The sequence below is a fragment of the Arcticibacter sp. MXS-1 genome (assembly GCF_041902385.1).
Lineage (GTDB): Bacteria > Bacteroidota > Bacteroidia > Sphingobacteriales > Sphingobacteriaceae > Arcticibacter.
On record NZ_CP169244.1, the window covers coordinates 2,800,034 to 2,825,819 of the forward strand.

Here is a 25,786-nt window from a genome sequence, read left to right on the forward strand (position 1 = left end):
CTGCAACATTAAACTAATTATAACTGTTGCAGTCTACAATAGGAGCCTGCCGTGGTTTTGCGGCCGGCAGGTCGCAAAAGCGATCTTTTTACCAGATATGAAATGCCGATGAAGAGAATTTTTTTAGTGCTTTTTTTGTAATGGCCTGCCTGGTGTCAGTCTTAGCTCAGACGGATCAGAAAGGCAAATCTATTTTAGCCGCAGTTAGTAAAAAATATGGAGCTTACACCACCTTAAAGACCTCCTTTTCTTATTATATCGATAATCCCCAGGCTAATATTAAGCAAACCGTGACCGGCGTGCTCTATACTCAGCCGAAGACCAACAAGTATTATATATCCATGAAGGACCAAGATATGATCAGTGACGGTAAGAATCAGTGGACTTATTTAAAAGCTGACAAGGAGGTACAGCTGAACGACGTAGATGTTAGCAGCAAATCGATGAATCCGGCAAAGATCTTCACCATCTACGAGAAAGGCTTTAAATACCTTTACACAGGGGATGTCAAAGAGGGAGGGAAGCTTTATCATGTGGTCGACCTCACGCCAACTGATCCGAAGCAGTCGTTTTTCAAAGTTCGCTTAACGATTGACCGGCAAACGAAATTGATTAAGCGGGCGCTGATATTTGACAAAAACGGAAGTCGTTATACATATACCATTACTTCGTTTACGCCTAATCCTAAAGTCCCTGCTTCTTTTTTTACGTTTGATGCAGCCAAACATCCGGGAGTTGAAGTCGTAGATTTAAGATAGTTCTCATGCCGCTTTCATATAACCAGTATACGCTAGAAAAGATCGAATCTGTTTTAAAAACTCAGGGGTACCGGGTCAGATACGAGAAAGGGAACTTTAAGACTGCAGCTTGCTTGCTTCAGAGCAGCAGGATCGTGGTGGTGAACAAGTTTTCCACGCTCGAAAGCAAAATCAACTCGCTGGTTGACTTGCTGCAGCAAATCCCTCTTGACGAGTCCTTGCTGGAGGAAAAGCAAAGACAGTTTTTATCTAACCTGAAACAAACCGCTCTGCAATTGTGATTATTACTTTTTTAGGTACAGGCACATCTCAGGGTGTACCGGTCATTGGATGTGATTGTCCCGTTTGCCGGTCGGCAGACCATATGGACAAGCGGCTTAGGTCGGCTGTGCTTCTTGAAGCCGACGGAAAGAACATTGTAATTGACACAGGCCCCGATTTCAGGTATCAAATGTTGCGCGAGGAAGTGAAGCGGCTCGATGCTGTCTTGCTTACGCATGAACATAAGGATCATATAGCAGGACTGGACGATGTCCGGGCTTTTAATTATCGTCTGGGAACACCTATAGAAGTATACGCCGTTCCGAGAGTTCAGGATGCTTTGAAAAGGGAGTTTTACTATGCTTTTTCTGAAAAGAAATATCCTGGCGTCCCTCAGATTAATCTGCACGACATAGGTAAGGACGTCTTTGAGGTCGGAGATATTCCTGTAATACCGGTTGAAGTGATGCATTATCGTCTGCCCGTCTCTGCTTTCCGGATCGGAGATTTTACCTATATCACAGATGCAAAGACGATCAGCGCTGAGGAGACTGAGAAAGTGAAGGGGACGAAAGTACTGGTGGTTAATGCGCTTCAGAAAGGAAGTCATATTTCTCATTTCACTCTGGCTGAGGCTATTGCTTTTGCGCAGGAGATACATGCTGAAAAGACCTACCTCACTCACATCAGCCATAATTTAGGTACTTATGAGGAGGTGAGCAGGGAGCTTCCTGAGGGCATTGAACTGGCGTACGACGGACTTAAATTAAAAATTGAAGATTCTGTAAAATTGATTTGAAGTTTCAATTATAGATTATATATTTGCAGTCCTTTATGGCCGGGTGGCGAAATTGGTAAACGTTGCGGTCTCAGAAGCCGTTGGGAACACCCTTGAGAGTTCGAGTCTCTCCCCGGTCACCACATAAAGAGAATAGTTCTTTTCAGAAGATGCCTGGGTGGCGAAATTGGTAGACGCACCATCTTGAGGGGGTGGCGCCTTACGGGTGTACGAGTTCGAATCTCGTCCCAGGCACAGAAAGACCTCGTTTAAAAGCTCCTTGATCAAAGGGGCTTTTTTTGTCTCCGGCTGTTCCGTCTCTCTGGCGGTCAGGCTGAAGTAGCCGGTGCGATTCTTTTACTGGCGCTTGTTGAAAGAGACAGGCTTTAACCGATGCCCGTCTTGTAAGTTAGAATTTTAATAATGCAGTTTTCCACCCCGACTCTTCGTTCATCCTTTTGAAGTGTTGGTTGTCTTTTCCGGATGTCGGTGTTGCGCTGTTAGTAGGTGTCTGTGTCTGAAATACGCGGATCTTCAGCCAGGATCTCCATCTTGGGATTGTCGATATAATCCGCGTACCAGCGGATCGCTTCTATCACCAGCAGAGGATCTGACCCGTCGTATCCCGAGGTTTCAAATGCGAGCAGGTCGCCGTTGTCGTCTCCGTAAAACTGCAGTTCGTCCGGATCTGGTTCAAACTCATCCCTGCCAAGGCAAAATACGCGGATACGTAAATCTCCATCCCTATGCCTGATCACTTCTTTACAGGCATTATGTGAGTCTTGTACCAAAAGGAAAACAGATTGATCCATGCTAACAAGATAATAATTGTAGTCGGAAAAATGTTTTCAGGAATACATATTAATGGCTTCTCTGAGCTGGGAAATTCCGAGTACGCCCGACTGACGCCATTTGACTTCTCCTTGCCTGAACAGGATCAAGGTAGGCACGCCCTGAATATCGTGCGCGTTGGCTGCCGAGGGATTTTTGTCAACATCGATCTTCAAAATAGTAAGCCGGTCGCCCATCTCTTCCTTTAGCTGAGAAAGGATGGGAGCCATTGCTTTGCAGGGGCCGCACCATTCGGCTGAAAAATCAACCAGTGTCGGTTTCTCAGCGCTTATAATTTCCATAAAGCTCGGTTTCGCGTTCATAATCAGTTTGCTTTAGTAAGAACATTGTGTTGAAATCTGTAAGGAGCTGCTTGGTCCTTTCGTTACCTTCCGGAATTCCGCTCTTCCCGTATCTACCTATTGAACAACTGGAGTAAAGACTGGTTTTCTCTTCCTCGCCAAGTTTTTACACGGCGCGATAATATCGTATAATACCTTGAGAAAATATTATAGTAAAGACGCCCTGTCATGGTATACTTTTGAAAATTACTATTCTGCTGGCCGGATAGTATAACCATTATTAACACACACTATAAACGAAAGTAGCGAATGACCCGTTTCCGCGTTTTCATATTTGGGCTGATATGTCTTGCCACCTCAATTTTTAACACTTCAAAGGGGACCGAAATACGCACTGCCCGGGGAACCGTTATCATAGCAAGCCCTGTTTCTTCTAACCCCAGAATCCTATACGGAATAGACAAGCTGTCGGCTGCCCTGAGGAGCGCCGGCTTTAATGTAAGAGTTGCTCGCCAGGATGTTCTTCCAAAAGGGGAGCAGGTTGTTGTGGTAGGTTTAAATGACAGCAGGCTTGTGCAGAACGGGTCGCGTTCCCTTGGTTTAAATTCAGTCAGCGGCACTCAAAAAGAAGGATTTACAATTCAATCTAAAGGTACTAAGATCATCGTGGGAGGAAACGACGCATCGGGTGCGCTTTATGGCTGTCTTGAGCTGGCCGACAGGGTAAAGGCCAGCGGCAGCCTGCCCCGGGATTTGTCGTTTAGTGATAAGCCGGAAATGGTGCTTCGTGGCACCTGCGTAGGTGTACAGAAGCCTGAGCTGCTGCCGGGGCGAGGAGTTTATGAGTATCCCTACACGCCTGAATCATTTCCCTGGTTTTACGATAAGGCGCTCTGGATCAAGTATCTTGATATGATGGTGGAGAACCGCTACAATTCACTTTATCTCTGGAACGGCCACCCTTTTGCTTCACTTGTTAAGCTTAAGGATTATCCTTATGCGGTAGAAGTTGACGATGCCACTTTCAAAAAGAATGAAGAAATGTTCCGTTTTCTTACAGAAGAAGCGGATAAACGGGGCATATGGGTGATACAAATGTTTTATAATATTATTGTTTCGAAGCCTTTTGCCGAGAAGCATCATATGAAGACGCAGGACAGGAACCGCCTGATTGTGCCGGTCATTGCAGACTACACCCGGAAGTCTATTGCCGCGTTTGTTCAGAAATATCCAAACGTAGGCCTTCTGATCACTCTCGGGGAAGCAATGGAAGGCGTGGGGCAGGACGATGTCGACTGGTTCACAAAGACGATCATCCCTGGTGTGCAGGACGGAATGAAGGCGCTGGGAATAAAGAAGGAACCTCCTATTGTGTTAAGGGCACACGACACGGATGCACCGGCAGTCATGAAAGCAGCTCTGCCTCTTTATAAGAACCTGTACACAATGGCCAAGTACAACGGCGAGGCGCTTACAACTTATACCCCCGCGGAAAGTGGGCTGAGCTTCACAGAAGTCTTAGCCGGATTGGGACGGTACACGTTGAAAATGTGCATATCCTGGCTAATCTTGAGCCGTTCCGTTACGGATCGGCTGATTTTATCCAGAAGTGCGTGCAGGCGATGCACAATGTTTATGAGGCAAATGGATTACATCTCTACCCTCAGGCTTCTTACTGGGATTGGCCTTACACGGCAGATAAGGCAGACGGGCGGCTTCTTCAGCTGGACCGCGACTGGATCTGGTATAAAGCATGGGCACGTTACGCCTGGAATTGCAGGAGAGACAGAGCGGAGGAAGTGAATTATTGGTCAGGCTTGCTCGCAAATAAGTTCGGAGCGACGTCTCCTGCCGGAAAGGATATATTAGATGCATACGAAGAAACCGGCGAAATAGCGCCTAAACTGCTCAGGCGCTATGGTATTACTGATGGGAACCGCCAGACCCTTACTTTAGGAATGTTTATGACACAGCTTATCAACCCATTCCGATACAATCTTTTCACGCTTATGTATGAGTCGGAAGCGCCGGAAGGTGAAATGATTATCGAATACGCGGAGAAGGAGTGGAAGAAGCAGCCGCATATAGGTGAGACGCCCGTGCAGATAGCGGATGAGGTAACTGCGCATGGCCGGAAGGCAGTGGAAGCGATAGAAAAGGCGGCTTCGTCTGTGTCAAAAGACAAGGCCGAGTTTGAGCGCCTCCGGAATGATGTACACTGTTATCAGGAGCTGGCAGATTTTTACGCAGAGAAAGTGCGCGCTGCCCTTCTCGTGCTCCGTTATAAGTATTCAAGCGATATCAGCGACCTGGAGAAAGCACTGCCTTACCTTGAAAGAAGTGTGGAGCACTATCGCAAGCTGGCAGAGTTAACGAGGGGAACCTACCTTTATGCCAACAGTATGCAGACCATGCAGCGGAAAATTCCGGTGAGGGGGTAGATGCAACTTATAAGACCTGGGTTGAGGTGCTGCCGCGGTTTGAACAGGAGCTTGCTCACTTTAAGAGAAGCATTGACTCGCTGAAAAATGACAAAAGCAGCGCACAGGGAAAGGTATTCAAGCCCTTCACTAACGCTGAAGTAAAGCTAAAAGATGTTAAGTCCGACTTTACAGTGCAAAGGGGCGCTCAGGTATTCAATGATACCACAGCAGCAATAACAGCATGGGCTAAGGAGCTGGTGGGGCTAAAAGGTGTGAGGCTGGACATGCAGCAGCAAAGATTAAAGGGGACGTCTTTGCGTTTCAGCGCAAACAAGCCGGTTAAGGTCCTTGTGGGATTTTTTAATACGAAAGCAGCTGGCTTTCTGGGTGCTCCCGACCTTGAGCACGACGCGAGCGCTAACGACTTCGGACAGTCAGAAATTAAAATAGCCAATGCCCTGGCGATCGGGGGGATGCCTCCGGTAAATATTCACAGCTATTCATTTAATGCCGGGACCCATACGCTCACGCTGGCAAAAGGAGCGTGCCTGATACTCGGATTTATCAATGAGGAAGAACCTATGCGGCTCTACGATGCTGGTGTTGGATTGCCTGAGGCAAAAAGGGACATAGACTGGTTATTTGAATAAGCACTTAGAAGAGATGAACACTATTTTCAATATCAGGAAGACATGCAAGGTTCTGGGGCTTGCAGCTCTGGTTGCAACGGGGCTCAGCACACAGGCGCAGAAGAAAGGCGTTGTGCTAGGAACAACAGCACTCGACAACTACACACGGTACTTTAATTCGCTTGACAGCGAGGATGTACGGAACTACGTTCCGAATGCAGAGGCAGCCAGCTGGATCGCTGCAAATGCACCTCTGTTCGAATGTCCGGATTCTGCAATAGAGAAAATATACTACTATCGCTGGTGGACCTTCCGGAAGCATCTGAAGGAAACTCCTGCCGGATTTATTTTTACCGAGTTTATTACTCCGGTCAAGCATGCGGGCAAGTATAATGGGATCAGTTGTGCCCTGGGACACCATATATACGAAGGGCGCTGGCTGAAAGATCAGAAGTATCTTGATCAGTACGTGCATTTCTGGGTGCTAAAGGATAAGGGGTTCCCTGCCCCCCGATTCCACGCGTTCAGCAGCTGGGTAGATAATGCAATTTATAACCGTTATCTCGTTAATCAGGACAAGCAGTTTGTTACTGCTCTGCTGCCTGAACTGGACACTGATTATAGAAAATGGGAGTCAGAGAAGCAACTTCCTTCTGGCATGTTCTGGCAGTTCGACGTGAAAGATGGAATGGAGGAATCGGTAAGCGGAGGTAGAAAAGTGAAGAACAGGCGTCCTACGATTAATAGTTATATGTACGGCAATGCTGTTGCTCTGTCGCGGATGGCCTCGCTGGCGAATAACGACAGCCTGCGAAAAGTATATCTTGCTAGGGCCGCTCATCTGAAGAAGCTCGTTGTTGACAGCCTTTGGAGTGACAGCGCCGCCTTCTTTTTAACAAGGAAGGAAGATGGCCGGCTGGCACCCAGAGAGGCAATTGGTTTTATTCCCTGGTATTTTGACCTGCCCGCCGACAACAAGAAGTATGCAAGGGCCTGGGATCAGCTGACAGACACAGCCGGCTTTAATGCCCCCTGGGGATTAACAACCGCAGAACGGAGAGAACCTACGTTCCGTACCCGCGGTTCTGGTCACGGCTGTGAATGGGATGGGGCCATCTGGCCTTTCGCCACTACACAATCACTGAAAGGATTGTCTAATCTGCTCAATAATTACCGGAATAAAGGCAGTATGAACGCGGGCGTTTTCTACAAGGAAATGCATAAGTATGCGATGTCTCATGTTATGAAGGGCAGAGCTTATATTGGTGAGTATCAGGATGAAAAGACAGGGGACTGGCTGAAGGGAGATGACCCGCGCAGTCGCTTCTACAATCATTCCGGTTTTTGCGATCTCGTGATAAGCGACCTTGTTGGCCTGAAGCCGAGGGAAGACAATGTATTAGAGATCCGCCCCTTGATTCCTGAAGGCCAATGGAACTGGTTTTGCCTTGATAACGTGTCTTACCATGGAAAGACCATTACGATCCTGTGGGATAAGGACGGCAGGAAGTATGGTAAAGGAGCCGGCTTCAGAGTCTTTGCTAATGGCAAGCAACTGCTTGTTTCACCGAAGCTGAAACCTGTTACTGCAAAGCTGTAGTTTTCGGGAGCTGAAACTGCCAGGGACGTGTCCTGGCCTTCAGCCATCCGGATAATTAAGGACCTGCAGGCTGCACGGAAGGGTATCCTATAACGAATGGAAACGGCAATTGCTTCAGGCCTGTTAAAATAGATAACTTACATGAAAAGTATGAATTTTAAAAAGACATATAACAAGGTGATGCTGAATATTCCGCGGTTAATCCTCGGATTGACTTTCCTCGCTTTTACGGCTGCAGTTTCGGCTCAGCCTTATTACAATGTGTTAAAGTACGGTGCGAAGAATGACAGTACGGCACTGGCCACCGGGTCGATCAGAAAGGCCATCGAGGCGGCAGCGAAAGCAGGTGGCGGAACGGTTTATTTCCCGGCAGGGAAGTATCTCACGGGGCCTATTCATCTGAAAAGTAACATTACGATCCTGATAGACGCGGGGGCAGAACTTCATTTTAGCGACAATTTCGATCACTACCTGCCAATGGTGAAAAGTCGGTATGAAGGCGTTGATGTAACAAGCTTTTCGCCGCTGTTTTATGCCTATAAAGCAGAAAACATCACCATTAAGGGGAGAGGGCTGATTGATGGTCATGGAAAGAAATGGTGGGACTTCGTTGAAGGTTATAAGGAAGGACAGCCCAGATCGAAGTGGCAGTATATGTTCGACAGCCTCAACAAGGACATCCTGCTGCCCGATGAGCCCAGGCAAATGAAAAGGGGATTCTTACGGCCTCCTTTCATCCAGCCAATGTTTTGCAAGAATGTTTTGATTGAAGGAATTACAATAAGGAACTCTCCCTTCTGGACAGTTAATCCTGAGTTTTGCGAGAATGTTACGGTAACCGGGGTAACTATCAACAATCCCCATTCTCCGAACACCGACGGTATCAATCCAGAATCATGTAAGTACGTTCACATCTCGAACTGCCATATCAGTGTTGGAGACGATTGCATTACCATCAAATCAGGAAAGGACAAGCCTGGAAGAGCGATGGCAATGCCTGCCGAAAACTATACGATTACGAATTGTACAATGTTGTCGGGACATGGCGGTGTGGTAATTGGCAGTGAAATGTCGGGTGACGTGAAGAAGATCACGATCTCGAGTTGCGTGTTCGACGGCACAGACAGGGGAATCCGCATTAAAACTGCAAGAGGCAGGGGCGGAGTAGTGGAAGAGATCCGGGTTGATAATATCATCATGAAGAATATTCAGGAGCAAGCGATCGTGCTGGACATGCAGTACGCCAAGACTGCGGTTGAGCCGGTCACGGAACGGACGCCCGCATTCAGGAATATTCACCTTAGCAACATAACAGCCTCAGGAGTAAAGCAGGCTTGCTATATCAACGGGCTGGAGGAAATGCCGGTTGATAATATCTCTTTTAACGATATCAATATGGAGGCGGAAAGTGGTTTTGTGATTAAAAATGCCACCAACATCGAGCTGCACAATGTTCATGTTAACACGAAAAGAGGCTCCATGCTTCAGTCTGAGAACGTGAAGACACTTGTTGCCGACGGCATTAAGTCCTTCACACCGCTTCCCGGAGTACCGCTTGTTGAGCTGACAAACACGGAAGATGCCTTTCTTTATAATTCCTTCCCGGTGAAGGGAACTGATGTTTTCCTCAAAGTTAGCGGGCCTTCGTCGCGCAGTATCGTGTTGAAAGGAAATAATCTGAAGAACGTGAAGACGCCCGTAGTGCAGGACCCTTCTGTTAAAGAGAAGATCAGCGCTGAATAAGTTAGAGGCCGGATCAGGTGTGATAAGGCTCAGGGAGCCGCAATTTAACCCTAAAAAGACGTGAGACTAAAACTAAGTTTTTTCATTCTCCTGGCAGCTTCTGTATCTGCTCAGGCACAAGAGCCAGCTTTAAAGCTGTGGTACAAAAATCCTGCTGTGAAATGGACAGAGGCGCTGCCTATCGGCAACGGTCGCCTTGGCGCGATGGTATTTGGCGATCCAGGGCAGGATCATCTGCAGTTCAACGAAGAGACCCTTTGGACCGGAGAACCGAGGAACCACAGCCGGGAGGGAGCGGCGGCTTATTTACCGAAGATACGTCAGCTGCTGTTCGAGGGGAAGCAGAAAGAGGCGGAGGCCCTGGCTGCGGAAAAATTTATGGGTGTCATGTCGGGAGAGGGAAAGCGTGATGTATGGGTAAAGGAAATGCGCGGTTTAAAGGGCTTGACGGCAGATCCTTCTGCTGTTACCTGCGATGACCGGAGCTGGAAGGAAATGCCTGTTCCTACTCCGGAAGGATGGGAGGCTGCCGGCTGGCAGGGGCTTGACGGCGCTGTCTGGTTGAGAACCACTTTTGATCTGCCGGCAGCATGGGCAGGAAAGGACCTGATCATTGACCTTGGTAAGATCAGAGATCAGGATTTTACCTATCTGAACGGCAAGCTGATCGGCAGCATGGGCGATCCTGGCGAAGGCAGGAAATATACAATAAAGGCTTCTGAGGTGAAGCCCGGCAGGAACTACCTGGCCGTACAGGTATTGAACTTTTATGATAAGGGTGGCTTTGTTGGGTATAAAGATGTAAGCAGGAAGCTGCTTGTTTATCCCGAAGGACAAACCGGAGCTGAAGGTATTTCGTTGAGCAAGCCATGGAAGTACCTGATCCAGAATGATGAACCACCAGCCGTATCTCGTTACCAGGCCGACTACCAGCCATTCGGTGATCTCAAACTCGACTTCAAAGGCCATACTCAGTTTAAGGACTACCGCAGGGAGCTTGATCTTCGTACAGCTGTTTCAACAACATCTTATATCTCAAATGGCGTTAAGTATACCCGCGAATACTTTGTTAGTCAGCCAGATCAGGCAATTGTCGTGCATATCAAAGCAGATAGGCCCGGCAGTGTAAGCTTTGCAACATCGCTGGGGTCTGTACACAAGTATTCGTCTGTTCGCAAAGTGGACGACCACACTTTAGCGCTCTCTGTTAAAGTAAGAAACGGGGTTTTGAAGGGAGAAGCACTCTTACGTGCGGTCGCTGTGAAAGGGAAGGTCACTGTGACAAATTCAGGTATCACCGTAAGCGGAGCAGACGCGGTTACCTTGTACCTGACGGCAGCGACCAGCTATAAGAACTATTACGACGTTTCAGCAAATCCCCTGGCGCTAAGTTCGGGCGCTATGAAGAACATAGGAAGTAAGCCTTATACAAGCGTTAAGTCGGCTCATGTGGCTGAGTACCAGAAATATTTCAATAAGTTTTCTATATCGTTCGGCCGTGATACACGTTCAGAGCTTCCTACGGACGAAAGGCTGCGACAGTTTGCAAGAGCGGCAGACCCTGCTTTTGCTGCGCTCTACGTTCAATACGGCCGCTACTTGCTCATTTCAAGCTCAAGGCCTGGTACCAGGCCCGCTAATTTGCAGGGAATCTGGAACGACCTGTTAACACCGCCATGGGGAAGCAAGTATACAACGAACATCAATCTGGAGATGAACTACTGGCCTGCGGAGATGCTCAACCTTTCGTCAACTGCGGAGCCTTTGTTCGATATGATTGATGAGCTGCGCCAAACCGGTTCGCAAACTGCCAGGATGCATTACGGCGCGCCGGGCTGGGTTTTGCATCATAATACAGACGTGTGGAGGGGGACGGCTCCCATCAATGCTTCTAATCACGGTATTTGGGTTAGCGGTGCTGCGTGGTTGTGTCACCATCTCTGGGAACACTACCTGTATACGCAGGACAAGGCATTTTTACGTGACCGGGCTTATCCGGCCATGAAGGAGTCGGCTCTGTTTTTTAATTCATTTTTAACAAGAGACCCAAAGACGGGCTGGCTGATCAGCACGCCTTCGAATTCGCCTGAGCAGGGAGGATTAGTGGCGGGACCTACAATGGATCATCAGATCATTCGTGACCTTTTTAAAAATTGCGTTGCTGCGGCAGAGATATTAAAGACGGATCAGGCTCTGGCTGATACGCTTCGGAAGAAGTACGCGCAGATTGCACCTAATAAGATCGGAAAATTCGGACAGCTGCAGGAGTGGATGGAGGATAAGGATGACACCACGAATAAGCACCGTCACGTTTCGCATCTTTGGGGGGTATATCCGGGGAATGAAATCAACTTTGAGCACACGGCCGACCTGATGAAGGCAGCCAGGCAGTCGCTGATCTACCGGGGAGATGCGGCAACGGGCTGGAGCCTTGGCTGGAAGATCAACCTTTGGGCTCGTTTTCTCGAAGGGGATCATGCCTATAATCTGATGAAGATGTTGCTGAGTCCGGCCGAAAAGGGAGGCGCAGGTTCCTATCTGAATCTCTTTGATGCCCATCCTCCATTTCAGATCGATGGTAACTTTGGAGGGGCAGCCGGCATAGCGGAAATGCTCTTACAAAGTCAGAACGGCGAATTGAACATGCTTCCGGCTTTACCTGCCGAGCTGAAAGAGGGGAGTGTAAGAGGACTTTGCGCCAGGGGCGCTTTTGAACTTAGCTTTTCATGGTCGGCAGGCAGGTTGGAACGGGTTGAAGTGTTGTCGAAAGCTGGAAATGAGTGTGTCCTCCGCTATGGCGACAAGAAGGTATCGTTACGCACCATTAAAGGCGGCCGGTATGTTTTAAATGGGGATCTTAAGAGTTTGTGATCGGATCATAATGATAAAGCGTCTTTTTTTAGTTTTTCTTTTCAGTAATGTGATCATTAGTTCCGCCTTCTCACAGAGCGGAACCAGGAGAAGTATATCGCTCAACGAAGGGTGGAGTACGGCAGCGGCTGACAGCAATAAAAATCAGTATTCCGGCTTTGAAAGAGGCGGTTTTAACGACAGGGGCTGGCAGAGGGTAGACGTTCCCCATAACTGGGATCAGTATGGAGGCTACAGGAGATTGATGCATGGCAATAAACACGGTTATGCATGGTATCGGAAGTCGTTCCGTTTCAGGTCTTCGGCTTCGAACCAACGGTACTTTCTTTGGTTTGAAGGGGTAGGTTCTTACGCTACCGTCTGGTTAAACGGAAAGAAAGTTGGCTATCATCCAGGGGGAGAACCTCGTTTACACTCGATGTAACCGATGCCTTGTTTAGAGATGACAGGCCGAATTTGCTGGCCGTGCGGGCGGATCATCCGGCCGAGATCAGAGATCTTCCATGGGTCTGCGGAGGATGTTCGGAGGAAAGAGGTTTCTCGGAAGGCTCTCAGCCGATGGGTATCTTCAGGCCTGTTCACCTGATTGTCACTAACCCCGTTAGAATAGAGCCGTTCGGTGTGCACATCTGGAATGACACAACAGTTTCTGAGAAATCAGCTGTGCTGAATATAGAGACGGAGATTAAGAACTACAGCAAGGCAGCTAGTTCAGTTTCCGTAAGCAGTCGCCTTTTGGCAAGGGACGGGAAAGTAGTCCTGGAGTTGAAGGCCGGGCGCTCCTTGAAGGCAGGTGAAACAGCCATCCTGAAACAAAGGACTCCGGTTATCAGCAATCCCCACCTATGGTCCTTAGAAGATCCTTACCTGTATACACTAGTCTCAGAGGTAAGACAAAACGGAAAGCTGGTGGACCAAACGACCACCAGTTATGGCATCAGATGGATTAGCTGGCCTGTGGGAAGAAATTCAAACGACAAGCGTTTTTACCTTAACGGGAAACCTGTCTTTATAAATGGAATAGCGGAGTATGAGCATCTGATTGGTAACAGCCATGCCTTTACGGCGGAACAGATCCGTTCAAGAGTGATGCAGATTAAAGCAGCCGGCTTTAACTCTTTCAGAGACGCTCACCAGCCGCACAATCTGCGTTATCAGGAGTACTGGGATAAGATGGGTATCCTGTGGTGGCCCCAAATGGCTGCCCATATCTGGTTCGACAATCCGGACTTCCGCAAGAACTTTAAGCAGCTGCTGACAGATTGGGTAAAAGAGAGAAGGAACAGTCCGTCTATTATTCTCTGGGGGCTTGAGAACGAGAGCACCCTTCCTGAGGATTTTGCCCGTGAGTGTTCAGATCTCATCCGCAAACTTGATCCCACCGCGTCTTCTCAGCGCAAGATCACCACTTGTAACGGGGGGAAGGGGACTGACTGGGACGTACCTCAGAACTGGACCGGTACTTATGGCGGAGATCCGGCAACTTATTCAGAAGACGTAAAACGCCAGGTCCTTATTGGTGAATACGGGGCATGGAGGACACTTGATCTCCATACAGAAGGCCCCTTTAATCAGAGCGGCGCTTTTAGTGAAGACCGGATGACGCAATTGATGGAACTGAAGGTCCGCCTGGCTGAAGCCGCTAAAGCGAACACCAGCGGCCACTATTTCTGGTTATTCACCTCACACGATAACCCGGGAAGAGTGCAGGGAGGCGAGGGGCTTCGCGAAATAGACAGGGTTGGGCCGGTAAACTATAAAGGGCTGCTCACCCCCTGGGAGGAGCCGCTCGATGTGTACTACATGTTCAGGGCAAACTATGCCCCCGGAAAGACCGACCCAATGGTTTATATTGTTTCGCATACCTGGCCCGACAGATGGATAAAGCCAGGAAAGAAAGACAGTATTACCGTCTACTCCAACTGTGATGAAGTAGAGCTTTTCAACGATGTGAATGACCAGTCGCTCGGCCGAAGGACCAGAAATGGCGTTGGTACTCACTTCCAGTGGGATGGGGCTGACATTCGGTATAATGTACTTTATGCTGTAGGATATGTAGATGGGAAGGCTGTGGCAAAGGACTATATTGTGCTGCATCATCTGCCGGCTGCCCCGCATTTCAGTGCCTTATATGCTGATGCGAAACCGGTCACTGTTCCTCAGAAGGGGCTGAACTATCTATACCGCGTGAATTGCGGAGGACCTGACTATAAAGACACGAACGGCAATGTTTGGATGGCCGACCGAAGACAATCGTCTCCAGGTACCTGGGGCTCGAAGTCGTGGACAGAAGACTTTCCGGGAATTCCTTCTTTCTTTGCAAGCCAGCGCAGAACGAATGACCCCATACGGGGGACTGCAGACTGGCCTCTCTTCCAGACGTTCAGGTATGGGAGAGACAAACTATCCTATCATTTCCCCGTGCCGGATGGAGAATATACTGTGGAGCTTTACTTTACGGAGCCCTGGTTAGGTACAGGCGGGGGAATGGACTGTTCTGGGTGGCGTCTGTTTGACGTAGCGGTTAATGGAAATGTCGTTATTCGCAATCTTGATATCTGGAAGGAAGCCGGACATGACGGCGCATTGAAAAAGACAGTCAAGGTTCGGGTGACTGGCGGCCAGTTAGTCTTATCCTTTCCAAGGGTAGCATCAGGTCAGGCATTGATCTCTGCCGTAGCAATAGCGTCAGATAATTTAAAGGCAAAACCGGCTTCTGCTTCTCTTCCCCTTATTCAACACTTTCAGGCAGAAGGAGCGGAGTCAGCGTCTTTTAAAACGGGCACATGGCTTGATACCGGAGATAAGCTGTATACCGACGCACCAACCGCCTTCGCTACTCTCCCTTCTAATCTTTACGGTGCAGAGTGGATACAAACGAGCAGCTCTCCTGGCGCGAGAAGCGCCTCATTCACTAGCGGAGACGTAGCAGATGTTTTTGTAGGTTTGCCGGTATCAAAGGCGGTCTACTCCTGGATGGGCGGCTATGAAGACACTAAAAGCACGCTTTCTGTCAACTCCGGTGAGCTGTTTAAGGTATACAGGAAGCGTTTTGCCAAAGGCGAGCAGGTCATGCTCGGCGGTGGGAGTATCAGTGAAGGCCCATTTACCGTTGCGGTTCTACCTGCGACCACACTTGCTCCTGCCTACGATCTTAAGCCTGTAAAAGGATATAAGGCACCTCTGGCTGTTATGACCGGCGGCATAGAAAAAGCGACTGTTAATGAAAAAGATGCCGTTGTTTTCCGAAAAGCTTCAGGGGATATCCTTGAATGGGCCATTTCAGTAGGAGTTGCCGATACCTATTCGCTCACCATTAAATATGCCAATACCTCCGCTAAAAATTACAAAGCGAAGCTTGTGCTGACCGCAGCGGATGGAACACTGATGAAAGAGGAAATAATCGAGCTAGCGCCGAGTAAGCCAGGAAAATGGAATTACTTCGCTACTTCCAGCGGTACGATGATCAATGCAGGGACGTATAAGGTGAAACTCGTGGCGATAGACGCGGAAGGACTGGGAGTATCGGGCCTCGATGTACAATAAGCGTTAACATAACCGCACATGCTTTAAAGGCAGGCGTTTCACGTGTGCCTTTAGAGCATGCTATTTTCCTCGACAACAATCTTGTTACTTCATGCTAATATTCTATAATAGCTGGAAAAAATACTATATGATTAGTGCATGATCCAAAGGTAGTTTTGCAGTAATGATCATTGCTATAACTGTTAAAACTAACGAATTTGAACGGATCAAATAAATCTGATTTATTTGACGATTAATATGAAGAGCCTTCCAATTTTCGACCTTGCTGTTATAGCAATTTATCTTCTGGGGATGATCCTCGTCGGCATTTATTTTTCACGGAAAAATAACAATGCTGAACAATTCACAAAAGCATCGGGACTTATACCGGGCTGGGCCATCGGAATGTCCATTTATGCTACTTTCTTAAGCAGTAATACATTTCTGGGTGTACCGGGAAAAGCTTTTGGTTCTAACTGGAACTCATTTGTGTTTAGCATATCCATGCCGTTCGCTGCATGGGTAGCGTCGAAGTATTTCGTGCCGTTCTACAGAAGTACGGGAGAAATTTCGGCCTATACACATTTTGAGCATCGCTTTGGACCCTGGGCGCGAACCTACGCGGTAGTATGTTTCCTCTTAACGCAGCTCGCCAGAATGGGCTCTGTCTTTTTTGGCATCGCACTAAGCCTTCAGGCCTTGACAGGATATTCCATGTCTTCCATCATGTTGGTTATGGGCATATGTATCATCATCTACACGGTGATGGGGGGATTGAGGCCGTCATTTGGACTGAAGTAGTGCAGGGTGTGATCAAGACGCTGGGCGCCATGCTGATCCTGTATCTGATTGTAGCAGGCATGCCAGGAGGGGTCTCAAAGATCATCGAGATCGGACAGGCAAACGATAAATTCAGTCTGGGCAGCTTCGCTCCAGATTTGACGACTTCATCATTTTGGGTAATCCTTCTTTACGGGTTCTTTATCAATCTCAATAATTTCGGAATGGATCAGAATTACGTTCAGAGGTACCACACTGCCAAGTCGGCGGAACAGGCGTCTAAATCAATATGGCTATGTGTTTGGTTATATGTACCCGCCTCACTTTTGTTCTTTATCATCGGTTCCTGCCTGTTTGCCTATTACCAGGCGCATCCTGAACTGGTAGAGGGAATCAGACAACAGGTGGCCGCAGAGCGTCTGCCAGTAGGCGCTACCCATGAACAGATCAGACAGCTTGCAGCATCACTTAAACCATCGGACTATGGCGACAAAGTAATGCCGCATTTTATGGTAACAAAGATTCCTGCAGGCCTGGTTGGCTTGATCGTGTCTGCAATTCTGTCTGCAGCAATGAGCACGATCAGTTCGGGGATGAATGCTTCGGCCACCGTCTTTTCTGTAGATATTTATAAAAGATACTTCAACAACAGCATCAACGAGAAGCAAACATTAAAGCTTTTACACCTAGCTACCGTGGTATTCGGTCTGCTGGGAATGGGAACCGGTATTGCAATGATTGGAGTGAAGAGCGTGCTCGATATCTGGTGGACCTTGTCGGGAATTTTCGCAGCCGGAATGCTCGGACTCTTTTTGCTTGGCATGATTAGCAGAAGAAGCGGAAATCATGAAGCATTGATTGCAACAATAATTGGAATTCTGGTGATTATCTGGATGACGTTTTCGGGAAGCATTCCCGATGAGTATGGTTATCTGAGAAATCCGCTACATATCAACATGGTCATCGTGGTGGGAACACTGACGATCTTTCTGATCGGCGTTATCCTCACGCGATTGAAGCGGGACAAACAGCCGGCGTAAACCGACGAGAGCTTACCGGAATAGGAGAGGAAAATTTAGACATATATATAACAATGGAAAATAATAAGAAGGGATTTATTCCGGTAATGTTAACGCCGTTCAAGGATAATGGGGAAATTGATTATAACGTTTTAACAGAATTAACAGAGATATATCTTGAAGCTGGTGCTGCGGGACTTTTTGCTAACTGCCTCTCAAGCGAAATGTTTGAGCTCACTGATAAGGAAAGACTTGAAGCTATTCAGCACGTTATAAAAGTGGTTAATGGGAAGGTGCCTGTAGTAGCTACCGGTACTTTTGGAGGCGAGATCAATAAACAGGCCGACTTTGTTAAACGAGTACACGATACCGGTACTGATGCGGTTATCATGATCAGCAGTCTGCTGGCTGAAGAGAATGAAACAGATGCGGTATTTAATGACAGGGTGTTTAAACTGCTTGATCTTACTCCTGGTATTCCTCTCGGATTTTATGAATGCCCGGTACCATACAAGAGAGTGCTGTCTGCTGATCAGCTTGCTTCTTTTGTGAAGACCGGCAGGGTGATCTACCACAAAGACACTTGTCTTGACATTGACCAGATCAAGGAAAAGCTAAAGGCGACAGAGGGATTCAGCGCATTCGGCCTATATGATGCATATATGGTGCACGCGGTTGAATCGCTAAAAGCCGGTTCAGCGGGCTTGTCATGTATTCAGGGCAACTACTTCCCGGAGCTTATTGTCTGGCTTTGCGACAACTACAACGATGCATCCTTACAGCAGGAGGTTCAAAAAGTACAACAGTTTTTGATTGATAACATGGACGTGATGCACAACGTGTACCCTGTGGTTTCGAAGTACTTTCTGCAGAAGCGCGGCTTGAATATCTCAACGTTCACACGCAGAAAGGTAGGCGACTTTACGCAGTCGATTACTAAGGAAATAGAAATGCTGTTCACCAAGTATACCAGTCTTCAGGAGGAATTGGATCTCAAATACGAGTTCTAATGAGTTCTGGGTTGTGGGTTGCGGGTTGTGAGTGCTGTGTTGTGAGCGGTGTGTTGTGAGCGGTGTGTCTACCCACGACCTGCAACTTACAACTCAGAACTCAGAACTCACAACTCACAACTTATTGAGGTAGGTTCTCTTGTAATCCAAGGGAGTCATTCCGGTTACTTTCTTGAAGTGGCGGTAGAAGTTTGAAACGTTATTAAAGCCGCATTCAAAGCAGATCACCTCCGTAGGCAGCTTATCCTCAATAAGAGCGCGACACGCATGGCTGATGCGGATCTCAATTAGAAAATCATAGTACGTTTTCTTGGTCATCAGCTTGAAGTACCTGCAAAATGAAGTGACGCTCAGGTTACTGAGCGACGAAATTTCTTCCAGGCTGATCTCTTTCTTATAATTGGAAAGCGTATAGTTATAAACTTTATTAAGCCTGATATTATCGGTTTCGGTGGACTGTGCAAAGGTATGCTGACTTGTCGCGATTGTAGAATATTCCGTGGTTTCAGCCAATGTTTTCAGGATTGACAGCAGAATGATGATCCGTTCAAGATTTGTAGCGTGAACAGCCGCAAACAGGAGCTCGCTTAATTTTTCTTTTGTGCCCCCCTGTATCACCATGCCCTGTCTGGCCTTCTCGAATAGCTTGGGGATCAGGTAGGCTTCGGGCAGGTTAAGGAAGTCTTTGCCGAGGCAGTCGGGCAGGAAATGAATGACGATTGCTTCGACCTCAAGTTCGGACTCGGGCTGAAAGTAATCTTCGTTGCATCTCCAGGTATGGGGAAGGTTCTCCCCGAGAAGAATTAGTTCTCCTGATGAAAAATTGCTGATATTATCCCCAATAAACCTCACGCCTTCGCCCTTAATCACGTACTGTATCTCAAGTTCGGGATGATAATGCCAGATAGTACCAAAGTTAGAGGCCCTATCATGCCTGATGCTAAACGAGTTTTGCAGCTTGAGTGGTACTTTATGAAATAAGGGTTTCATTCACAGTTCTATCTATACAACTAATCAAGCTTCAAATTTACGAAAAATCGATTATCGCAATGTTAACATCGTACAAAAATAGGATAACAACATGCAACAATAATATGACAGATGAATGCATATTTGTTCGGTTTTCCTTCCCGAATTATATCGGGATTTTATTATAAACTAAAAACTATCGGCAGTACAAGCCGGCCTGTTAAACTGGAGGAGATCTGCAATCATCGTTCTCAACGTCAATTGTCAGGAACCTGCTTTAAACGCGAATTTTTCAAGTTATTATACAATGTTGGAAGGAAAAATAAAAGAAGTCGTATTAATAGCAAGCGGAGACCTCCGTATTTCTGCTAATCAGGATTGCTGGGCTACTCAGGACGCTATGGAAAAGGCTTTGGCCGCTGCTATAGAGAAGCAGGGCTGGAAAGTGAAGCGTGCTCACGCATATAACGAAGAGAAGAAGCATGGCTTTATTGATTCTCAGAAAATGGGCATGGAGGTGTTCAGAAATATTGACCCTGCTCAGCCTTTAATTGTTGCTGAGAGTGTATGGCAGTACTCACACCACGTGCTGGCAGGACTTACTACCCATAAAGGTCCTATTTTGACAATAGCGAACTGGAGTGGCATGTGGCCTGGGCTTGTGGGTATGCTTAATCTCAATGGTTCCCTTACAAAGGCCGGAGTAAAATATAGCACGTTATGGAGCGAGAACTTCGACGACGCGTTTTTCGTAGAAGGGTTGAGTGAGTGGCTGTCAACAGGCAATATCCGGCATGACCAGGGTCATGTGAAAGATTTCGATCTGGTAAAAATCCCACAGGCTGATGAACAGAAGGGAAGAGCATTTGCGCGTGCATTCAGGGACAAAAAGGCAATAATGGGCGTATTTGATGAAGGTTGTATGGGCATGTTTAATGCAATCGTTCCCGATGATCTTCTGCACGCTACAGGAATATTTAAGGAGCGCCTGAGCCAGTCGGCACTCTATGCTGCGATGCGGACAGTGAAAGACGAGGAGGCAGAAGCTGTACTTGCCTGGATGCTGGAGCGGGGAATGACCTTCAACTGGGGAACGGATCCCAAAACCGAGCTGACCCGTGAGCAGACCCTTGAACAGTGTAAGATGTATATTGCTGCTTTGCGGATTGCCGACAACTTCGGTTGTGATACAATCGGAATTCAATATCAGCAGGGCTTAAAGGACCTTGCAGCTGCAAGTGACCTTACTGAAGGTTTGTTGAATACGACGGAGCGTCCTCCGGTTTTTTCAGAAGATGGACGGGAGTTATACGCAGGTAAAGCGCTTCCCCACTTCAACGAAGTAGATGAATGTGCCGGTATAGACGGGCTTCTCACTTATCAGCTTTGGAACGAACTGGGACTTGAAGGGGATAATACGCTGCACGACCTCCGCTGGGGGCAGCACTTCAAGGGAGAAGGCGTAGATGATTTTGTATGGGTGTTTCTCATTTCCGGAGCTGCGCCAGCTTCGCATTTTATTGGCGCTTATAAAGGAGCGCAGAGTTTAAGACAACCTCCGATGTTCTTCCCGTTTGGCGGGGGGACACTGAGAGGAGTAAGTAAACCAGGTGCAATCGTGTGGAGCAGGGTATTCGTGATGGACAACAAGCTGCACTGTGACCTTGGGGTAGGCGAGTGTGTTTATCTTCCGGAAGAAGAGACCGAGAGAAGATGGAAGGAGACCAACCCTCAGTGGCCGATTATGCACGCAGTGCTCGACGGGGTGACGAGAGATCAGATGATGGCCCGTCACAAGGCGAACCATATACAGGTCGTTTATACACCCGATAAAGAGAAGGCAGAGCAGGCATGTCGCATAAAAGCTGCAGCTCTTGCAGAACTAGGTATAGAAGTGCACTTTTGCGGCAACGTGAGACTACAATAATTAAACTACACATAACACACATAATGAACAATTGGTTAAGGACTGTTGCGGTTGCATTGTTAATCACGTCAGGAGTTTCCGGGCTCCAGGCACAGGAACAGAAGAAGACGGAAAATCAGGAGGCGGAGTACACCCGCGTCATCACACAGCGTGCGGATAAGATCGTCGTTACTCTCGGTATCGCAGACCAGGAAAAAGCTGCCAAAGTACGCGATATCATTGCGAATCAGTATCGCAGTTTAAACGATCTGCAGGAAGAAAAGAAGGCCAAAGTGAGAAGCCTGAAAGAGGAGGCCGGGAATGACAAGGCTACAGTGGAAGCAAAGATGAAGAAAGTGGAAGAAGCGCAGGACAAGAAGATAAGCAAGCTCCACGATAAATATATTTCGAAACTTTCAAAAGAACTTAATGAAGAACAGGTAGCGAAAGTTAAGGACGGCATGACCTTTAACGTTCTTCCTATCACCTACAAGGGTTATTTGGAAATGCTGCCTTCACTTACAGAAAAGCAAAAAGCTCAGATCCTGGCATACCTGACAGAAGCCAGAGAGCATGCAATCGATGCCGAGTCTGCAGAGAAGAAACATTGGTGGTTCGGAAAATACAAGGGCCGGATCAATAATTATCTGGTTGCAGAGGGGATTGATACCAAGACGGCCCGGGAGATCTGGGAAAAGAAGCTGAAGGAACGTCAGCAAGCGAAATAATGCCGATGGTAAGATCCTATAGTATCATGAAAAAATGATATAGGAAAACCGTTCATTCTGTAGGTATTTTTGAGATATCAGCTGTTTCTGACCAGTATAAACACGCGAAATTATTGTACTTTTTAAACTGATTACGAGAGGCAAGAAAGATTGAAAGAATAGAAAAGTATCCACGATAAATTTGGAAAACTGGCAAGCATTAGTCTTGTCGGTTTTTCATTCCATCCGAGTAAAATAAATTAAAGTATGTCATAGAAGCGAATCAATAAGGAGTAAAAACAGACCGCATTTAGACCGGTCAGCCCCTTATCAAGGTGCCTTCCCATAAGGCGCACGGGGAGTTATCTGACTAAAAAAAGAGTAAACGAAAAGGAACATGAAAAAAAACTTACAAATGCAATTTTACCGGAACAAAGGCCTCAAGGTTGTTTGCTTCGGCTTATTGTTATCCGGAATGGTTCCTGGCGCAGTATACGCCGGAAGCCCCGGAATTTCACGTCTTACGGCAGAGGCCAGTGCAAGGGTTAATGTGACAGGTACAGTTACCGACAGCAAGGGCGAGCCTTTACCCGGCGTTTCGGTAAAGATCAAAGGAACTAACGCTGGAACGAGCACCGACGTTAACGGGGTGTTCAGACTGAACCTGCCAACAGGAAACGAGACCCTTGTTATTACTTACATTGGCTTCAAGTCCCAGGAAGTAGGTGTTGGCGGAAAGACAAATATTATTGTAAAGATGATGGAGGACTCCAAAGCGCTGGATGAAGTTGTGGTAGTAGGCTATGGAGTACAGAAGAGAGCACACTTAACGGGGTCTGTTGTAGATATCAAGGCTGCTGAGGTTGCTGACCTGCCAGTAACAAACATTGGCGCCGCTTTGTCAGGGCGGCTTCAAGGCGTTGGTGTAAGTGGAGGAAACTCGCGGCCTGGTGCAAAGGCAACGCTTACAGTTAGAACTCCGATAGCTGGGCAATCATCTCCATTATATGTTATAGACGGAGTTATTCAAATGGACGGTCAAAATCAGCCGGATGCAACTTTGTTCAATAATTTGGATCCTGCTGAAATCGAAAGTATTTCCGTTTTGAAGGACGCTTCTGCAGCTGTATATGGTGTGAGAGGTGGAGCGGGCGTTGTTTTGGTAACGACGAAGAAAGGCAAAGTGGGTAAGCCACGGATCTCTTATAATGGATCAGTAGCTATTAATGATGAAGCGTATAGAACAAAGATGATGAGCGCCTATCAGTTCGCTCAATACTTCAATGTTATGAATGGGCCTAATGGAGCTAATCAAACGGCAACTAATGGTACTGCTTATCGCAATGCTTTCTTTAGTGACGATGAGCTGGAAGCATTTGGTAAGCTAAATTACAACTGGCTAGACGATGCGTGGTCGTCAAGCTACAGTACTCGCCACAACATTAGCGTAAGCGGCGGAGCGGAAAAAGCGACATATTTTGGAAGTGTAGGATACACCAAGCAGAACGGAAATCTGGGAACACTTGACTACCACAGGTGGAATTTTAGGGCCGGAACGGATGTGGAAGTGGCCTCCAATTTAAAGGTGTCTTTACAAGTATCTGGTAATAACGATGATCAGGTGAAAACTTTTAACAAGGTTTCTGGTGAGGGAGTAGAAGACGATTACAAGAACCTGCTTCTGACTCCTCGTTATATCCCTCCTTATATAAACGGACGGCCGGTTAGACTCCCCGGCACCAACAATGACTTATCTAGGTATCATTTTTATGAGTTACAGCGCTTGGGAAATCTCGCTGAAACGGAAGGCAAGTTCTCTACAGTAAATCTGTCAGCTGAATATAAAGTTCCATTTATAAAAGGTTTGGTCGCTAAAGGATCGTATGCTAGAAATAACTCAAGTTCTCGCGGTTCTCAGGTTGGAACGAAGTACACTATATACCAGTTTACTGGAGTAGGCGGAAATGGTCACCTTTATAAAGATGCTACTGAGTCATCACCTGTTACGGTCAGTAATGGAAATCGACTTTACTTCTCTAATTTAAATACCAGTAATACCCAAATGAACTTCATCCTGAACTATGATAGGCAATTTGGAAAGCACAGTGTTTCGGGGTTATTTACTGTAGAGAAAGGCGAAGCTGACAGTAAGCAAGAGGACGTATGGAGAAATGATCCAATCCAAGGTACTAACGGACAATTTAACACAGCATTCGGCACATACGAGGGTAGAACTCTTAGAAATGAGTCGGGAGCCCTAGGGTATATCGGGCGAGTAAATTATCGCTATGCTGAAAAGTACCTTGTTGAGTTACTTTTCCGGACTGATGCATCAACTAAGTTCGCACCCGAAAATTATTGGGGTAAGTTTTATTCTGGTTCTGTTGGATGGGTTGTTTCAGAAGAAGACTTCTTTAAAGTGCCTGCTATAAATTTCCTTAAACTTAGATATGCTGCTGGATTAACAGGTAGTGACCCATTTCTTGCATGGGCATGGAAAAATCGTTACACACTTGAAGAAGGTAAGGGCGCCGTGTTTGGAGGAAATGGCAATAGCTCCAATAGTATAAAGATGGGAGTAACTGCTAATCCTAATGCAACTTGGACTCAAGAGTTTAAGAATAACCTCGGTATAGACGCGAGATTCCTTAATGAGAGACTTTCTGCAACTATCGAGGGATATTATAACTATGCTTCTGACCTATTGGTGCAAAGGGTTGGTAGCGTTCCTGTAACCGTTGGTGGATCTGTTGCTCAAGAGAATTACGGTAAGGCAAATGCATTTGGATATGAAATTGAGTTAGGCTGGAATGCTAAAGCAGGTCGAGATTTTAATTATGGAGTTAGTGCCCGCTTTAATTGGGGAGATAACAAAGTTGTAAAGGGGGACTTCAACCCAATTGATGTTAAATATCCATGGAAGCAGCACCCCGGTGCTTCTAGTGATATTGGCAAATGGGGATGGGATTATTTGGGAATGTTTAAATCTCAGGAAGAGATCCAGGCTTATTATGACACTTATCATCCAACTTCCATTTTTGACGTCCCAATCCGTTCTGTAGCTGATCTCAAGCCAGGGATGCTATACTACCGCGACGTCCGCGGACCTCTGCAGTCAGACGGAACTTTTGCTGCGCCGGACGGAATTATAGATGATAATGATCAGATTCAACTTAAGAAAAAGGCTGAAAACCACTACGGATATGGAATGACCTTAAAAGCAGGGTACAAAGGGTTTACTTTTGATTGCGTTCTTGCCGGTAGTTTTGGGGGATGGTCTGAGAAGGGTGAAAGAAAGAAACTGAACAATGACATAAGCAGAGTGTTTACCAGTCTACCAGAGATATGGGGAGATGTATACGATCCCGTAATAAACCCATCTGGCTCAATGCCGAATCCAAACTGGGACAAGATTTACGACAAGTCTTCTAAATTCTGGGAAGTAAGTGCCTTTAGAATGCGTATTGCGAGCATAAACCTAGGGTATACTATTCCGAAAAAGATAACTGAAAAGATGCATGTGGGGAATGCCCGGCTGTATTTCACTGGTATAAATCCGTTTAATCTATATAATCCTTACGGTTATAAAGATCCATCTGTTGCTTGGGATGCATATCCAGCTCTTAAGACTTACTCATTTGGTCTGAATTTAACACTATAATAGTCAATATTAA

At 47.0% G+C, this 25,786-nt stretch carries 18 protein-coding genes, 2 tRNA genes and 1 pseudogene; 18 read left to right on the top strand and 3 right to left on the bottom strand.

The genetic code is table 11. The features are described 5' to 3' along the window. Positions 1 to 152: 152 nt before the first annotated feature. The 5 genes from ACES2C_RS12170 (at position 153) to ACES2C_RS12190 (ending at position 2,052) form a co-directional block, all read left to right on the top strand. Positions 153 to 758, top strand: coding sequence for an outer membrane lipoprotein carrier protein LolA (locus ACES2C_RS12170; RefSeq protein ID WP_374163377.1), 606 nt, complete (start codon positions 153 to 155; stop codon positions 756 to 758). Between the two features lie 5 nt (positions 759 to 763). After that, positions 764 to 1,039, top strand: coding sequence for a hypothetical protein (locus tag ACES2C_RS12175; protein ID WP_374163378.1), 276 nt, complete (start codon positions 764 to 766; stop codon positions 1,037 to 1,039). Next, the gene (locus ACES2C_RS12180) at positions 1,036 to 1,818 is read left to right on the top strand and encodes an MBL fold metallo-hydrolase (RefSeq protein ID WP_374163379.1); all 783 of its coding nucleotides are present in this window, start codon (positions 1,036 to 1,038) and stop codon (positions 1,816 to 1,818) included. Before ACES2C_RS12175 ends, ACES2C_RS12180 begins: the two co-directional genes overlap by 4 nt. A gap of 37 nt (positions 1,819 to 1,855) precedes the next feature. Then, positions 1,856 to 1,940 (top strand) — tRNA-Leu (locus ACES2C_RS12185). Positions 1,941 to 1,969: 29 nt separating this feature from the next. Beyond that, positions 1,970 to 2,052, top strand: a tRNA-Leu gene (locus tag ACES2C_RS12190). 245 nt (positions 2,053 to 2,297) lie between these two features. Here the strand turns inward: ACES2C_RS12190 and ACES2C_RS12195 are convergent. After that, positions 2,298 to 2,609, bottom strand: a complete 312-nt coding sequence (locus ACES2C_RS12195) for a hypothetical protein (RefSeq protein WP_374163380.1) — start codon at positions 2,607 to 2,609, stop codon at positions 2,298 to 2,300. Between the two features lie 36 nt (positions 2,610 to 2,645). Beyond that, entirely contained in the window at positions 2,646 to 2,951 is a 306-nt protein-coding gene (trxA, locus tag ACES2C_RS12200; protein ID WP_374163381.1) for a thioredoxin, read from the bottom strand. A 288-nt stretch (positions 2,952 to 3,239) separates the two neighbouring features. Here trxA and ACES2C_RS12205 point away from each other — a divergent pair, with 288 nt between their 5' ends. From ACES2C_RS12205 to ACES2C_RS12250, 10 genes and pseudogenes are all read left to right on the top strand, one after another. Further along, entirely contained in the window at positions 3,240 to 4,733 is a 1,494-nt protein-coding gene (locus ACES2C_RS12205; RefSeq protein WP_374163382.1) for a hypothetical protein, read from the top strand. Further along, positions 4,730 to 5,371, top strand: a complete 642-nt coding sequence (locus ACES2C_RS12210; RefSeq protein ID WP_374163383.1) for a hypothetical protein — start codon at positions 4,730 to 4,732, stop codon at positions 5,369 to 5,371. The genes ACES2C_RS12205 and ACES2C_RS12210 overlap by 4 nt, the downstream gene beginning before the upstream one ends. A gap of 26 nt (positions 5,372 to 5,397) precedes the next feature. Continuing rightward, positions 5,398 to 6,003, top strand: coding sequence for a hypothetical protein (locus ACES2C_RS12215; RefSeq protein ID WP_374163384.1), 606 nt, complete (start codon positions 5,398 to 5,400; stop codon positions 6,001 to 6,003). A 13-nt stretch (positions 6,004 to 6,016) separates the two neighbouring features. Beyond that, a complete protein-coding gene (locus tag ACES2C_RS12220; RefSeq protein WP_374163385.1) occupies positions 6,017 to 7,582 on the top strand; it encodes a glycosyl hydrolase family 65 protein in 1,566 nt (521 codons plus the stop codon). Between the two features lie 150 nt (positions 7,583 to 7,732). After that, the gene (locus ACES2C_RS12225; RefSeq protein WP_374163386.1) at positions 7,733 to 9,325 is read left to right on the top strand and encodes a glycoside hydrolase family 28 protein; all 1,593 of its coding nucleotides are present in this window, start codon (positions 7,733 to 7,735) and stop codon (positions 9,323 to 9,325) included. Positions 9,326 to 9,385: 60 nt separating this feature from the next. Continuing rightward, a complete protein-coding gene (locus ACES2C_RS12230; RefSeq protein ID WP_374163387.1) occupies positions 9,386 to 12,196 on the top strand; it encodes a glycoside hydrolase N-terminal domain-containing protein in 2,811 nt (936 codons plus the stop codon). A 10-nt stretch (positions 12,197 to 12,206) separates the two neighbouring features. Then, positions 12,207 to 12,620 carry a sugar-binding domain-containing protein gene (locus ACES2C_RS12235; protein ID WP_374163388.1) on the top strand — a complete coding sequence of 138 codons (414 nt, stop codon included), beginning with the start codon at positions 12,207 to 12,209 and terminating at the stop codon, positions 12,618 to 12,620. 8 nt (positions 12,621 to 12,628) lie between these two features. Next, positions 12,629 to 15,742 carry a malectin domain-containing carbohydrate-binding protein gene (locus ACES2C_RS12240; RefSeq protein WP_374163389.1) on the top strand — a complete coding sequence of 1,038 codons (3,114 nt, stop codon included), beginning with the start codon at positions 12,629 to 12,631 and terminating at the stop codon, positions 15,740 to 15,742. Between the two features lie 384 nt (positions 15,743 to 16,126). Further along, a pseudogene (locus ACES2C_RS12245) lies at positions 16,127 to 17,541 on the top strand (sodium:solute symporter). A gap of 53 nt (positions 17,542 to 17,594) precedes the next feature. Then, positions 17,595 to 18,530: a dihydrodipicolinate synthase family protein gene (locus tag ACES2C_RS12250; RefSeq protein ID WP_374163390.1), complete on the top strand. Its 936-nt coding sequence runs from the start codon at positions 17,595 to 17,597 to the stop codon at positions 18,528 to 18,530. A gap of 114 nt (positions 18,531 to 18,644) precedes the next feature. On the opposite strand, the gene ACES2C_RS12255 is transcribed toward ACES2C_RS12250, so the two are convergent. Further along, positions 18,645 to 19,520 (bottom strand): AraC family transcriptional regulator, encoded by an 876-nt coding sequence (locus ACES2C_RS12255; RefSeq protein ID WP_374163391.1) that lies wholly within the window; start codon positions 19,518 to 19,520, stop codon positions 18,645 to 18,647. 286 nt (positions 19,521 to 19,806) lie between these two features. Here ACES2C_RS12255 and ACES2C_RS12260 point away from each other — a divergent pair, with 286 nt between their 5' ends. The 3 genes from ACES2C_RS12260 (at position 19,807) to ACES2C_RS12270 (ending at position 25,773) form a co-directional block, all read left to right on the top strand. Continuing rightward, on the top strand, positions 19,807 to 21,426 hold the full coding sequence (locus ACES2C_RS12260; RefSeq protein ID WP_374163392.1) for a fucose isomerase: 1,620 nt from the start codon (positions 19,807 to 19,809) through the stop codon (positions 21,424 to 21,426). 23 nt (positions 21,427 to 21,449) lie between these two features. Beyond that, on the top strand, positions 21,450 to 22,133 hold the full coding sequence (locus ACES2C_RS12265; protein WP_374163393.1) for a DUF3826 domain-containing protein: 684 nt from the start codon (positions 21,450 to 21,452) through the stop codon (positions 22,131 to 22,133). Positions 22,134 to 22,509: 376 nt separating this feature from the next. After that, positions 22,510 to 25,773 (top strand): SusC/RagA family TonB-linked outer membrane protein, encoded by a 3,264-nt coding sequence (locus tag ACES2C_RS12270; protein ID WP_374163394.1) that lies wholly within the window; start codon positions 22,510 to 22,512, stop codon positions 25,771 to 25,773. Positions 25,774 to 25,786 lie beyond the last annotated feature (13 nt).